The 14841-nt window shown below is 66.1% G+C and carries 8 protein-coding genes; all 8 read left to right on the forward strand.

Annotated elements, in window-relative coordinates:
• Nucleotides 1–307: 307 nt before the first annotated feature.
• Entirely contained in the window at nucleotides 308–1306 is a 999-nt protein-coding gene (locus tag L5G28_RS03460; RefSeq protein WP_236998121.1) for an alpha/beta hydrolase, read from the forward strand.
• A 288-nt stretch (nucleotides 1307–1594) separates the two neighbouring features.
• Entirely contained in the window at nucleotides 1595–3079 is a 1485-nt protein-coding gene (locus L5G28_RS03465; RefSeq protein ID WP_372477156.1) for an alpha/beta hydrolase-fold protein, read from the forward strand.
• Nucleotides 3080–3186: 107 nt separating this feature from the next.
• Nucleotides 3187–3741 carry a hypothetical protein gene (locus L5G28_RS03470; RefSeq protein WP_237000304.1) on the forward strand — a complete coding sequence of 185 codons (555 nt, stop codon included), beginning with the start codon at nucleotides 3187–3189 and terminating at the stop codon, nucleotides 3739–3741.
• A 4-nt stretch (nucleotides 3742–3745) separates the two neighbouring features.
• On the forward strand, nucleotides 3746–4723 hold the full coding sequence (locus L5G28_RS03475; protein WP_237000305.1) for a cutinase family protein: 978 nt from the start codon (nucleotides 3746–3748) through the stop codon (nucleotides 4721–4723).
• A gap of 133 nt (nucleotides 4724–4856) precedes the next feature.
• The gene (locus L5G28_RS03480; RefSeq protein WP_236998118.1) at nucleotides 4857–5864 is read left to right on the forward strand and encodes an LLM class F420-dependent oxidoreductase; all 1008 of its coding nucleotides are present in this window, start codon (nucleotides 4857–4859) and stop codon (nucleotides 5862–5864) included.
• A gap of 114 nt (nucleotides 5865–5978) precedes the next feature.
• Nucleotides 5979–7877: a long-chain-fatty-acid--AMP ligase FadD32 gene (gene fadD32 / locus L5G28_RS03485; protein WP_237000306.1), complete on the forward strand. Its 1899-nt coding sequence runs from the start codon at nucleotides 5979–5981 to the stop codon at nucleotides 7875–7877.
• A 95-nt stretch (nucleotides 7878–7972) separates the two neighbouring features.
• Nucleotides 7973–13234 carry a polyketide synthase Pks13 gene (gene pks13 / locus L5G28_RS03490; protein WP_237000307.1) on the forward strand — a complete coding sequence of 1754 codons (5262 nt, stop codon included), beginning with the start codon at nucleotides 7973–7975 and terminating at the stop codon, nucleotides 13232–13234.
• The gene (locus L5G28_RS03495; protein WP_237000308.1) at nucleotides 13231–14784 is read left to right on the forward strand and encodes an acyl-CoA carboxylase subunit beta; all 1554 of its coding nucleotides are present in this window, start codon (nucleotides 13231–13233) and stop codon (nucleotides 14782–14784) included. The genes pks13 and L5G28_RS03495 overlap by 4 nt, the downstream gene beginning before the upstream one ends.
• Nucleotides 14785–14841: the final 57 nt, after the last annotated feature.

Consider the following 14841-nt stretch of genomic DNA (forward strand, 5'->3'; position numbering starts at 1 on the left):
TATGAGTGAGAGATACGACAAGAGCTTGCCGTCGATGATCTCGAAACGGTAACGTCCTTTCGCGATCGATCGATAAGAGTGTGACAAGGTTCGACCCCCGTGGGTCGGATGCGAATCGGATGGCTGCACCAGTACCGACACGCGTGATTCGAATCACAGCGTTTGGGTTGGGGTGCTGCTCCCGATAAGCTTCGTCCATCCGATGCGGATGTGGCGTGAGTGAATCGCGAGAGGCACCGGCCGACAGAAGGTCCGAGGGTGGGGAGTCCACCTCCGGGTCGGAACAACGTTAGGGAGATTTCAGTCAATGCGTGAAGCGAAGAGCACGCGGCGCCTCGGGCGCAAGGTGACGGCGGTCGTCCTCGCGGTCGTCACCGCGCTGGGCATGATGAGCACGGCCATCGGTTCGGGCAAGGCAGACGCGGCCCCGGGGTTCCAGGAGTTCTGGATCGATGCGTGCGGAATGCCGACTAACGGCGCATTCGGCAACAAGTCGATGGCTCCGGGCAAGGTCAAGGTCCGTGCCTGGAAGAAGAACTCGAACCAGCGCACCGTGATCCTGCTCGACGGCATGCGTGCCCGCTACGACCGCAGTGGCTGGGAGATCGAGAGCAACGTTCAGAACCTGGTGAACCACGGCGTCAACGTCGTCGAGCCGGTCGGCGGGCCGAACAGCTTCTACACCAACTGGGATGCGCCCTCGAACTTCAACGGCCAGAAGAAGCGGTACATGTGGGGTTGCGTCATCGACAACCGCCTGGTGCCCGCTCTCCGCAGCCGCGGCTTCAAGGGCAAGCGCAACAAGTACGCGATCATGGGCCTGTCCATGGGCGGTAGTGCCGCGCTCGTCCACGCTGCGAAGCGCAAGGACCTCTACTACGCAGCAGGCTCGCTGTCGGGTTACAACTTCCTGACCGCTCCGGGCATGCGCACCATGCTCCGTGTCGCGATGCTCGACGTCGCACCGGCGCCCTGGAACATCGACTCGATGTGGGGCGCTCCGTGGAGCCCCCGCTGGGCTGCCAACGACCCGGCACGCATCATCAACCAGCTGCGCGGCCTCAAGCTGTACATCGGTGCCGGCAACGGTCTGTTCGGTCGCTACAACTACCCGCAGAACGTCATCGACGACTTCTTCAAGGGCACCCCGCTGGAACTCCTGGCATTCGCCCAGACGAAGGCTTTCGAACTGAGCGCGACGGTCCAGGGGCTGCGTCCGATGACCTACTACGCCAACGGCACCCACGCCTGGGGCTACTGGCAGGACATGGTGTGGAACGCACTGCACCGCGGATTCTTCCGCTGATCCGAGTCTGACTCGCTTCACGACGAGGCGCCTCCCGTACGGGAGGCGCCTCGTTCTTTTTGTGGGCTCGTCCCGTCGACGTATCCGTGTGTGGCGGCACGCGAGAGTCGACTGGCCGATCAGGAAAACCCCAGGTCGCCGCGAACCGTATGAAACATTAGTCACACAATTCACACGAGTAACAGCGTGGCGCGCACAAAACCCTCTACCTTCAGTGTAGAAAAACCTCAGACACGCGTGCGCGGACAGCGCGCGGAGACGAACCCGGGGCACCTCGAGGAGCACGAAGTGAAGATCTGGAAGACGGCGGCCATGCCGCGCAAGGTCGTGGCGGCGGTGGCTGTGGCCGCGAGCGCGACACTCGTGGTCGGCGGTGCGCCGATCGCGCATGCCGACCCGAACCCGGCGCCGACCACGCAGGTCGCGCCGAAACCGGAAAAGAAGACTCCGGAGAAGAAGGCGCCGGAGAAGAAGAACGATCGATCGAAGAAGAACGATCGGTCGAAGAAGAACGATCGGTCGAAGAAGCGCGCAGACAACACTCCGGCCGCCAAGCCGACGGCGCCTGCGACGGTGACGAAGGTCAATTGGTACTCGGCGCACCGCGTCGCGCTGTGGGTGCATTCGCCCGCGATGAACACTGACATCCAGGTGCAGATGCTGTTGGCCCGCGACTGGTTCGCCAAGCCCGCCGCGAAGTTCCCGCAGCTGACCATGCTCGACGGTCTGCGTGCGCAGGACGACCAGAGCGGCTGGATCATCAACACCAACGTCGAGCAGTTCTACGCCGATAAGAACGTCAACGTGGTTCTCCCGGTCGGCGGCGAGTCGAGCTTCTACACGGACTGGAAAGAGCCCGACCGCGGCAAGAACTACAAGTGGGAGACGTTCCTGACCAAGGAGCTGCCGCCGATCCTCGAGAACGATTGGCGCTCGACCGACGTCCGCGCCGTCGAGGGCCTCTCGATGGGTGGCAGTGCGGCGATGATGCTCGCCGCGCGGAATCCCGGCTTCTACAAGTTCGCCGGCTCGTTCTCGGGCATCCTGCAGTTGACGTCGTACGGCATGCCGCAGGCGATCCAGTTCGCGGTGCGCGACGGCGGTGGGTACGACTCGGCGAAGATGTTCGGCCCGCCGAGCGATCCCGCGTGGAAGGAACACGACCCGTATCTGCTCGCCGACAAGCTGAAAGGCACCAGCCTGTACATCTCGTCCGGCAACGGCGTCGTCGGCCCGCACGACAAGCCGTCCGACATCCCGCTGCTCGCGACCAACTACTCGGGCGTCGGTCTGGAAGTCCTCTCGCGTGTCACCAGCCAGCAGTTCGCGTCCAAGTTGGGCCGCCTGGGGATCCACGCGCAGGCCGTCTACCGGCCGTCCGGCACCCACACGTGGCCGTACTGGCAGTTCGAGATGGTCCAGGCATGGCCGCAGGTGGCCGGCGCACTCGGACTGTCAGGCGACAAGGTCGCGTGCACCGTGGGCGACGCCTTCAAGAAGGCTCCGCAGATTCGCGGGCTCGGCGGTTGCCTCACCCCCGAGTACGCGGTGCCCGGCGGGCGCGCGCAGGACTTCCGCAACGGTCGCATCTTCACCGGTCCGAAGGGGCCCAAGGTGGTGGGCGGAGCGATCGGCGGCGTCTACGTCCCGACCATGGAGCGGCTCGGCCTGCCGACGTCCGACGAGAAGACCGGGCGGGACGGCGTCAAGTACAACACCTTCGAACGCGGCAAGATCGTGTGGACGCCGCAGACGGGCGCGCGGGTCGAGTGACCTGGGGCACCGCGTGTCTGAACGCTCCCTGAGGATTGTCCGTGCCTTCGGCGTGGGGTCCCGTTCGGGCCCCGATTCCGACTGTCGATGCAGGTAAGGTCGCAACCATGAGTGTGAAGTTCTTCCGCGTCGCGGCGATCACGAGTCTTGCAGTGATCGCCGTGGGTGCGTTGGCGGCGTGCAACGACTCGACGACAACGAGCGCCCCGATCGGCACTGACGCCGTCACCACGACGTCGGTCGACGCATCCGACTCGTCGCTCGCGTCGAAGTCGTCCGCTGACGAGGAAGCCTCGAAGGAGGCCGCGGACGGTGCCTCGCGCGCCAGTTCGTCGGCGCCCGACACCGAACCCAACACCTCGACTAAGGTGCCGAAGAACTTCCCCGGGGTCACCACGCCGAGCGGTTCCAAGCTGACCAGCGCGGAGAAGGAGTACCTGGCCGAACTCAAACGCCAGAACGTCGAGTTCATGGGCGACACCGACAACAACGTCGCACTCACCATGGGGCAGTACGTGTGCGCCCAGCGTGCACAGAAGACCGATTCGACGATGATCAAGGCGTTCGTCACTGCCGCGATCGGCCCAATGACCGATGGTGAAGCGCAGGCGAAAGGGCAGGCGGCCAAGGTGATCAACGCCGCCGATCGTAAGCTCTGCTGACCAGGTGAGAAAACGAAAGGGATCCGCTTCCCGCAGTCTCGGGAAAGTCGCGTTGATCGTCGCGTTCCTCGGGCTCGTCGCTGTCGCACTGGTGGCGGTCCTGTTGTTCGTGCTGTTGAAGCCGCCACCGCCCGAACCGGGCGGGAAGACCCCGCCGCCGAGTTCGGGTGCGCCGGAACGCCCCGACACCCAACCCGCCGACTGTTCGGACGTGCTCGCACTCGTCGTGCCCGGCACCTGGGAGTCGAAGGCGAACGACGACCCGCACAATCCGACGGCCAACAAGCGCTCGCTGATGCTGAAGGTCAGTTCGCAACTTCAGGAACAGTTCCCGGAGAGCACCGTGGACGTCTACACCGTTCCGTACATGGCGAAGTTCCGGAACCCGGCCAACCTCGGCGACCGGCAGGCCACCTACAACACGTCGCGCGCGCAGGGACGCAAGCGCGCCGAGGAGAAGATCGCCGAGACCTCCGAGCACTGCCCGCTCACCAAGTACGTGTTGATGGGCTTCTCCCAGGGCGCCGTCATCGTCGGTGACATCGCCTCCGACATCGGCAACGAGCGTGGGCCGCTGCCTGCACAGGATCAGGATCTCGTCCTCGGCGTCGGATTGATCGCCGACGGCCGTCGCCAATCCGGCCAACAGCACGATGTGGGGCCCAGCCCGGACGGCGTCGGCGCCGAGGTGTCGCTCGGCGGATTCGGGTCGCTCGTGCCCGGCACCACGATGAGTGGCGCCCGGTCGGGCGGATTCGGCACACTCGCCGACCGCACGTATTCGATCTGTGCCAAGGGTGATCTGATCTGTGATGCGCCGACGGTCACCGCACCGCTCAAGGCCATCGGTCAGTTCGCCGACGCCGCGAACAATCCAGTTCACGCCATGTACGCGACCACCCGGTACTGGGAACTCGACGGTGCTCCGGCGACGGAGTGGATGGCCGATTGGGCCGCTCGTCTGATCAACCGACAGAACTGACGGGTAACTTTCCCGCCGAGTCCCGTGCCCGATCACGCTGCGTGGTTGGGAAGACGCGGTGTACCTGCGGTAATCTGCTCGGGTTGAGGCCCCGGCCGTCCGGCCGGGCACACCTGAGACGAGGAGACGCTTCGTGAGCACTTCGGACTCGGCGACGCATAACGCCGACGGGTTGCGTAAGTTTCGTTTCGGTGCAGGCGGTGAAGGGAACAAGGACGAGGGCGGCGCGCGCAAGTTCGTCAAGCTCGCCCAGACCGCCGAAGAGTACGGGTACGACACGTTCGCGATCCCCGACCACCTCGGAAACCAGGTCGGCCCGCTCGCCGCACTCGGGGCGTTGTCCCAGGCGACCAGCACGATTCGGCTCGCCACCTCTGTCCTCGCCAACGGTTTCCGTCATCCGGCCCTCCTCGCGAAGGAGGCGACGACCATCGACGTCCTGTCGAAGGGGCGTCTGGAGCTCGGTATCGGCTCCGGCTGGATGAAAGAGGAGTTCGACAAGGCAGGCATCGAGTTCGGCACCCCGGGCGAACGCATCCGACGGCTCGACGAGGCGCTGACCATCCTGGATGCTCTGATGCGCGGCGAGACCGTCGACTTCGACGGCGAGTTCTATCAGATCAACGGTCTGCAAGGCACACCCCGGCCGCGTCAGGGCCCGCGACCGCCGATCGCGGTCGGTGGCGGCGGCCCGAAGATGCTGGCGTTGGCGGCCAAGCACGCCGACATCATCTCGGTCGCGACCGGCACCACCAAAGAAGGCCTGCTGCGACTGTCGGACATGACGATCGCCAAAACGATCGAACGCGTCGACCGGATCCGGGAAGCCGCAGGCGACCGGTTCGACGAGATCGAACTCAACTGGACGATCGCCACGATCGTCGTCACAGATGACCGAGTCGCGACCGCCGAGATGGCGCTCAAGGCGCTCGAACAGGGATATCCGCCGAACATCGCACGTGACGTCGAACTCGGCGTCGACGACATCCTGTCGTCGCCGTACCTGGCGTTCGGCACGTTCGAGGAGATCGCCGAGCAGATCCGCGAGGTCCGTCGCCGGACCACCATGAGCTATGTGGGGATCTTCCCGACGCAGATGGATGCTTTCGCACCCGTCATCCCGCTTCTACGGGGAGAGTAGAATCAACGAGGTTTTGCGTGTGAACGGGGACCGGCGCGGGTCGAACCGCGCCGTCGAGCACGTGACGAACACACCGGACACCGCGGCCGTGAGCCGCGGATACAGGAGTAATGGATGCTGAACAACGAGCTCGAGGAGTTCCTCGACGAGACCGGCAATCTTCGTTTCGAGGACGACGCGACCCTCGTCGACTACGTCGAGCGCAACGTCCGGGAGAACGGCGACACCCTCGCCTACCGGTACCTGGACTTCAGTCGCGAACGCGACGGCGAGGCCATCGACCTCACGTGGGCGCAGTTCGGTAAGCGGTTGCGCGCCGTCGCGGCGCGCCTGCAGCAGGTCACGAAGCCAGGCGACCGCGTCGCAATCCTCGCGCCCCAGTCGTTGGAGTACGTGATCGGCTTCTTCGCATCGTTGTACGCGAGCACCGTGGCCGTCCCGCTGTTCAGCCCGGACGAGCCCGGCCACACCGACCGGCTCGTCGGCGTCCTCGCCGACTGCCAGCCTGCGGCCATCCTCACCTCGACGAAGTCGGCCGAAGCGGTCCGTGACTTCTTCTCCGACCGGCCCGCCAAGGAACGTCCGCGCGTCATCGCCGTCGACGCCGTGCCCGACTCCGTCGGTTCGGCGTGGACTCCGCCGGAGGCCAGCCGAAACAACCTCGAATCCGTCGCCTACCTCCAGTACACGTCGGGCTCCACGCGGGTGCCCGCAGGCGTCGAGATCACCTATCAGGCGGTCGCGGCCAACGTCCTGCAGATCTACGACTGCATCGAGATCGACCGCAACGCACGCGGCGTCACCTGGCTCCCGATGTTCCACGACATGGGTCTGCTCACGGTGATCCTGCCCGCGCTCGGCGGCCGATACATCACGATCATGAGCCCGATGGCCTTCGTCCGCCGTCCCGGACGCTGGATCAAGGAGTTGGCGGCAGACGCCGACAACTCGCCGACCTTCGCCGCCGCCCCGAACTTCGCGTACGAGCACGCCGCCGCGCGCGGGCTGCCCAAGGACGGCGAAGAACTCGACCTGTCGAACGTCATCGGCTTGATCAACGGCTCCGAGCCGGTCACGGTCAGTTCGATGCGCAAGTTCAACGAAGCGTTCGCGCCCTACGGGCTGTCCGAGAAGGCGATCAAGCCGTGCTACGGCATGGCCGAGGCCACCCTGTTCGTGTCGGCGACGCAGCGCGACAACAAGGCGAAGATCAGCTACGTCGACCGTGACAAGCTGAACGCAGGCGAGTTCGTCGAGGTCGCCGAAGGCACCGACAACTCGGTCGCGCAGGTCTCGTGCGGGCAGGTCGCACTCAGCGAGTGGGCGGTGATCGTCGACCACGAGTCGGCTACCGAGCTCGCGGACGGCCGGGTCGGCGAGATCTGGCTGCACGGAATCAACATGGGCGTCGGCTACTGGAACAAGGACGGGGAGACCCGTGAGACGTTCCACAACGTGTTGGCGAACCCGTTGCCCGACGGCAGCCACGCAGAGGGCGTCCCGGCCGACGGCACCTGGATGCGCACCGGCGACTACGGCGTGTACTACGACGGCGAGCTCTACATCACCGGTCGGGTCAAGGACCTGGTGATCGTCGACGGCCGCAACCACTACCCGCAAGATCTCGAGAGCAGCGCCCAGGAGGCGAGCGTCGCGATCCGTCCGGGCTTCGTGGCCGCGTTCGCCGTGCCCGCCAACCAACTGCCCGACGAGGTCTTCGAAGGAGACTTCAGCGGTCTGGCGCGCGACGCGGACGACGCGTCCGAGCAGCTCGTCATCGTCGCCGAACGTCCCGGGCGCAAGGCCGACCCGCGGGAGGTCGCCGACGCGGTCCGCGCGACGATCGCCGGCCGCCACGGCGTGATGGCGCGCGACGTCCTATTGGTCCCCAACGGCTCCATTCCGCGTACGTCCAGCGGCAAGATCGCGCGCCGTGCCACGAAGGCCGCCTACATCGACGGCACGTTGCGCGGCGGCTACCAGCAGACCGCGTTCCCGGACGCGGGCGAGTAGAAGCAGTCGACCGGCCCGGTGCGTCGCCAGTAGCCACGACGTACCGGGCTTGTCTGTTACCACGGGTCGGGGACCGAGCAGTAGGGTGAGGAACGATGTCTGAGAACACTGCAACCGGTGCGTCCGGTGACCCCGAGAACACTGGCGAGACCGCCGGCGGCCTGACCGTCGACGAGTTGCGGGACTGGTTGCGCCAGTGGGTCGCGAACGCGGTCGGCCAGCCCATCGACACGATCCCCGTCGAACGTCCGATGGAGGAGCTCGGCCTCTCGTCCCGTGACGCGGTAGCGCTCGCGGCCGACGTCGAAGACAAGACGGGCGTCATCCTCAATGCGACGGCCGTCTACAACCATCCGACGATCGCGTCGCTGGCGACCCGCATCATCGAAGGCGATCCCGAAGCCGACATCGACGTCGACGCCGACCGTTTCTGGGAGCGTGAGCGCGACGACGCCGACGACATCGCGATCGTCGGTCTCGCGACCCGCTTCCCCAAGGCGGGCGAGACACCGGATTCGACATGGCAGGCCCTCATCGGCGGTGTCGACGGCATCTCCGACCTGCCGGATGACCGCTGGCGCGAGTTCAAGGCCGACCCTCGTCTGGCGGAAGCCATCGAGAACGGCAACGTGCAGGGCGGCTACCTCGACGACGTCGCAGGCTTCGACGCCGACTTCTTCCAGATGTCGCCGCGCGAGGTGGAGAACGTCGATCCGCAGCAGCGTCTCGCGTTGGAGTTGACGTGGGAGGCCCTCGAGCACGCCCACATCCCGGCGAGCGATCTGCGCGGCGGCCAGGTCGGCGTGTTCATGGGCACGTCAACCAACGACTATCAGTTGCTGGCCACGCTCGGCCTGAGCGAGGGTGCCAGCGAGACGGCGGCATACGCGTTGACCGGTACCGCGACGTCGATCATCGCGAACCGCGTCTCGTACTTCTTCGATTTCCACGGGCCGTCGCTGGCCATCGACACAGCGTGCTCGTCGTCATTGGTCGCCGTGCACGAAGCGGTGCGCAGCCTGCGCAGCGGTGACTCGAACGTCGCGATCGCGGGCGGCGTCAACATGCTGATCACGCCTGCCGCGACGCTCGGCTTCGACCAGATCGGCGCGATGGCGCCGAACGGTCGCATCAAGGCGTTCTCCTCGGACGCGGACGGCATGATCCGTTCGGAAGGCGGCGGCGTGTTCGTGCTCAAGCGGCTCGCCGATGCGCGGGCCGACGGCGACCGCGTGCTCGCGGTGGTCGCGGGCAGCGCGGTGAACTCGGACGGCCGGTCGAACGGAATCTTCGCGCCCAACCCCGAAGCGCAGGTCCAGGTTCTGCGGTCGGCGTACACCGATGCGGCCATCGACCCGCGGACGGTCGACTACGTGGAGGCGCACGGGACCGGAACGGTGCTCGGCGACCCGATCGAGGCCGATGCGCTCGGCCGTGTCGTGGGGCGTGGACGTCTGCCCGGCTATCCGATGCTGCTCGGTTCGGCGAAGACCAACTTCGGTCACATGGAGGCGGCGGCCGGCGCGGGCGCGCTAGCCAAGGTCGTGCTCTCGCTGCAACACGACGAGCTCCCGGCGTCGCTCAACTACGTCGGACCCAACCCGTACATTCAGTTCGAGACCACGAACCTGAAGGTCGTGACCGAGAACTCGGCGTGGCCGCGGTACTCGGGGCACGCGATCTCGGGTGTGTCGGGCTTCGGTTTCGGCGGCACCAACGCGCACCTCGTGGTTCGTGAGGTGTTGCCGTCCGATCTCGCCTCCACCGTCGTCGATGCGGCGCCCGCTGTGGCTGCGCCCGTCGTCGACGAGGAATTGGACGACGACGAGGACTTCCTCACCGAGGCCGAGCGCGCCGTGCTGGCCGCGCAGGCGAAGACGGCCCCCGAACCGGTCGCCGTCGCCGAGGCCGATCCGGCTGAAGGCTTCGCACTGGCTGCCGCAGAAGGCGCCGTGGTGCCGCTCGTGATCTCCGGATTCCTCGCGTCGCGCCGTCGCAAGAGTGCCGCCGACCTGTTGGAGTGGCTCGAATCCGATGCGGGCAAGGCCACCCCGCTCGTCGACATCGGTCGAACCCTCGCGCACCGTAATCACGGTCGGACACGGTCGGTCGTCATGGCGCGCTCGTACGAGGACGCGGTCAAGGGGGTGCGGGCCGTCGCGGACGGCAAGCAGTTGCCGTTCGTGTACACGTGCGACGCACCCGACGCAGCGTCGGCAGTCTGGCTGCTGTCGGGTTTCGGCTCCCAGCATCGGAAGATGGCCAAACAGCTGTACACCGAGAACCCGGTGTTCGCGAAGTACGCGGACCGGGTCGATGCGTTGATCCAACGCGAACTCGGCTACTCGATGGTCGAGATCTTCCTCGACGACGAGCAGACGTACGCGATCGAGACGGCGCAGATCGGCATCTACACGATTCAGGTGGCGCTCGCCGACACCATGCGGCATTACGGAGCCCAGCCGGGTGTCCTCGTCCCGCACTCGATGGGCGAGGCGTCGGCCGCCTACCTCTCCGGAGGTCTCTCGCTGGAGGATGCGACACGTGTCATCTGCCAGCGCTCGCGTCTGATGGGCGAGGGCGAGTCGATGCTCGTCGGCGACGACATCCGGTTGATGGCGCTCGTCGAGTACAGCGCCGACGACATCAACGACGTCCTCGTCGACTTCCCAGACCTGGAGATCTGCGTCTACGCGGCGCCGACCCACACCGTGATCGGTGGGCCGGAGCCGCAGGTCGACGCGATCGTCGAGCGCGCCGAGTCGGAGGGCAAGCTTGGGCGCAAGCTGCAGACGAAGGGCGCGAGCCACACGTCGCAGATGGATCCGCTGCTCGGCGAGCTCTCGTACGAGATCACCGGGATCGAGCCGCAGCGTCTGGCGGTCGGCATTTACAGTTCGGTCGACCGCGAAGCGTTCTACCGGTCCGGTCACGAGCCGATCCACACGATCGACTACTTCCTCAAGGGACTCCGCCACAGCGTCTGGTTCGCACAGGCGATCGCGAAGTCGGTGGAGGCCGGTCATCGGACGTTCGTCGAACTGTCACCGAATCCGGCCGTCCTCATCTCGGTCGCGGCGACGACATTCGGCGCCGGGGTGCACGACGCCGAACTCGTCGAGACTCTCCGCCGCAAGGAGGATGAGAGCTACGGCCTGGTCAACGCGCTGATGAAGCTGTACGTGCACGGTCACCCGGTGGACGTGGCGTCGCTGTTCGGTTCGGGCCACGACGTGTCGTTCGCGGAGATTCCGCGCACCAGGTTCGACCGCAAGCCGCACTGGCTGACCGGGAGCATCGCGAGCGGGTCGGGTGCCGGTACGGCCCCCGGATCGCACGTCGGGCTGCCCGACGGCCGCCACGCGTGGGAGGTCAACGCGTCGGCGGTCACCGATCCGCGTGAGCTGGTGCTCGCCGCGGCGAAGCAGGTCCTCGGGGCGGAAGCCGCGGTCGTGGCGACCGAGTCCGTGCGACCGATCCCGGCACAGGGCACGGTCACGACGACGTTCACCAAACATCCGGGGGGCGGTGCGCTCGCCGTCCACGCCGATGCGAGCTGCGGCCACGCGCTGCTGTTCGAAGCCGCCGTCACCGCTGGTGCGTCTGGTCTCGCTGATCGAGAGACGCCCGCTGATCGAGCGGAGCCGAGATCTGAGGTGCCTGCCGATCGAGCGGAGCCGAGACCTGACGATGTGGTCGTCGTCGACGACATCGGCGACAAGTGGAGCCCGGACTCGGGGCAGAGCGTCGGCGACCGTCTCGCGATCATCGTCGGCGAGTCGATGGGCTATGACCCGGAGGATCTGCCGCGCGAGATCGCGCTCATCGAGTTGGGTCTCGACTCGTTGATGGCGGTCCGCATCAAGAACCGAGTCGAGTACGAGTTCGACATCCCGCAGCTTCAGTTGCAGGCGATGCGGCAGGCGAACCTGTCGGACGTCGAGAAGTTCGTGCAGTTCGCGGTGACGCACCGCGACCAGCTCGACACCCTCAACGAGGAGGCGGCGAACGGCGGCGAACTGGACACCGCGGCGCTCAACGCCTACATCGACGAGCAGATCGCGAAGGAGGAGGCCGCCCCCGCATCCTCCGCCCCGCCGGTCGAGGCCCCGTCGGTTGAGCCCCCGTCGGTTGAGCCCACGCCGGTAGTGCCCGCCCCGTCTGCAGAGCTCACCCCGCCTGTTGAGAAGAGTCGAGACCTCGAATCCACGGACATGTCGTCGCAGGCTGCGGTCGCGGAGGCGGCGGGCTCGGACGTCCCGCCGCGCGATGCCGCGGAGCGTCTCACGTTCGGTGCGTACGCGGTGGTGACCGGCAAGTCGGCGGGCGGCGTCTTCAACAAGCTGCCGGTGCTCGACGAGGCGACGGCGCAGAAACTGACTGAGCGCCTGAATGAGCGGACGGGCGGCGAGGTCGATGTCGAGGACGTCCTCGACTCGGAGACCATCGAGGAACTGTCCGACTATGTGCGACAGCAGATGGACGACGCGGGCGACATCGACGGATTCGTGCGTTACCTGCGGGTTCCGACGAAGGACGGGAAGCCGCAGCACGTCTTCTCGGGTGCGGCGGGCGACCCGACACCGATGCTGTTGTTCCATCCGGCGGGCGGCAACACGACGGCGTATGAGGCGTTGGTGAAGCGTCTGCCAGAGGACGTGCCGGTGATCGGGTTCGACCGTGTCGAGGGGTCCATCGAGGAGCGCGTCGAGCAGTACATGCCGAAGCTGCGCGAGATCCAGCCGCACGGACCGTACGTCCTCGTCGGTTGGTCCCTGGGCGGCGGACTCGCGTACGGCGCCGCGCAGATGTTGCGGGCGGCCGGCGAGGAAGTGTCATTCGTCGGCCTCATCGACGTGGTGCGTCCGCGGACGGAGGTGCCGGACACCCCGGAGAACAAGCGGGCCCGGCTCGAGCGGTGGAAGACGTTCGCGGTCCGGACGTACGGCCTGGACGAGAACATTCCGGTCCCGATGGATCGTCTCGTCGAAGCCGACGACGACGAGCAGTTCGCGATCATCATGGAGATGATGGCGATGTCGGACGCGAAGATCCCGGGTGGGATCATCGAGCATCAACGGACGTCGTTCATCGACAACCGTGTGTTGAGCAACATCAAACCGTCGCGCTACGACGGCAAGGTGGTCCTGTACCGCGCCGACAAGATGCACGACGGCGCGATCGAGCTGGAACCGCAGTGGGCGGAGATCGACGAAGACGGCCGGTGGGGTGAAGTCGTCGACGATCTGGAGATCCTGCACATCGGTGGAGATCACCTGGGCATCGTCGACGAGCCACATATCGCGAAGGTCGCCGCCGATCTGAGCGCGCGTATGGAAAGACTGGAGAAGCCGTGACAGACAATACGACTGCCGGAAGGCTCACCGAGCTGCGACGCAAGCTCGCGATCGCCGAGGAGCCGGGCGGCGAGCGGGCCGTGGCCAAGCGGGAGAAGAAGGGGATCTTCTCTCCCCGTAAGCGACTCGAGATGCTGTTCGACGAGGGGACGTTCGTCGAGATCGGCGCACTGGTGAAGGCTCCCGGCGCGGATGAGAGCGGCTTCGGCGACGGTGTCGTCACCGGACACGGATTGGTGCACGGTCGACCGGTCGCCGCGTTCAGCCACGACCAGACGGTCATGGGCGGCAGCGTCGGCGAGATGTTCGGCCGCAAGGTGTCGACGTTGATGGAGTGGGCGAGCAAACTGGGCTGTCCGATGGTCGGCATCAACGATTCGGCGGGCGCGCGCATCCAAGACGCGGTCACCTCGTTGGCCTGGTACGCCGAGATGGGTCGACGCAACGACCTGCTGTCGGGTCTGGCGCCGCAGGTCTCGGTGATCCTCGGAAAGTGTGCGGGCGGCGCCGTTTACACGCCTGCCAACACCGATGTCCTGGTCGCTGTCGAGGACAAGAGCTACATGTTTGTCACGGGGCCGGACATCCTGAAGGCGGTCAATGGCGAGGAGATCTCGGCGGAGGATCTCGGCAGCGCCCATAACCAGGCCCGCTGGGGAAACATCCATCACGTCGCTGCGGACGAGAAGGCCGCATTCGACTGGGTCCGCGAGTATCTGCAGTACATGCCGTCGAGCGCGTACGAGCAGCCGCCGGTCATCAACCCCGGTCTGGAGCCGGAGATCACCGAGTCGGATCTCAGCCTCAACGAGTTCATGCCCGACAGCGACAACGCCGGCTACGACATGCGCGACATCATTTTGCGGCTGTTCGACGACGGCGCGTTCCACGAGGTCGCCGAGATCTTCGCGCCGAACATCCTCACCGGCTTCGCCCGCATCGACGGACACAGCGTCGGCGTCGTCGCGAATCAGCCGAACGTCATGGCGGGGACGTTGGATACGGACGCGTCGGAGAAGGCGACCCGTTTCGTCCGCATCTGCAACGCCTACAACATTCCGCTCGTGTTCCTGGTGGACACTCCGGGGATCCTCCCGGGCGTCGTCGAGGAGCAGAAGGGCACGATCCGGCGTTCGGGCAAATTCTTGTACGCGTACGTCGAAGCCGATGTGCCGAAAGTGACGGTCGTGCTGCGGAAGGCATACGGCGGTGCGTACGCGGTGATGGGCTGCAAGCAATTGGGCGCCGACATCAACTTCGCGTGGCCGACGGCGAAGATCGCGGTGATGGGCGCCGAGTCGGCTGCCGTCATGCTGACTCGCCGTCAGACGGAGGGCCTGTCGATCGCCGACGCGGACAAGGTGCGGCGGGATTTCGTCGACTTCTACAACGTGATGATGGCGAACCCGTACCTGGCGGCGGAGAAGGGTTACATCGACGCTGTGATCGAGCCCGCCGAGACGCGTCTGCAACTCCGTAAGGCTCTCGCCCAGCTGCGCGACAAGCAGGTCATCCGCACTGAGCGCAAGCACTACCTGATGCCGATCTAGGCACTAGATCGGCCCTGCAGTTAGATCGGGTGTTCAGCTGGATCGGGTGTGCGGCGA

The sequence above is a fragment of the Gordonia liuliyuniae genome (assembly GCF_021739025.1).
Lineage (GTDB): Bacteria > Actinomycetota > Actinomycetes > Mycobacteriales > Mycobacteriaceae > Gordonia > Gordonia liuliyuniae.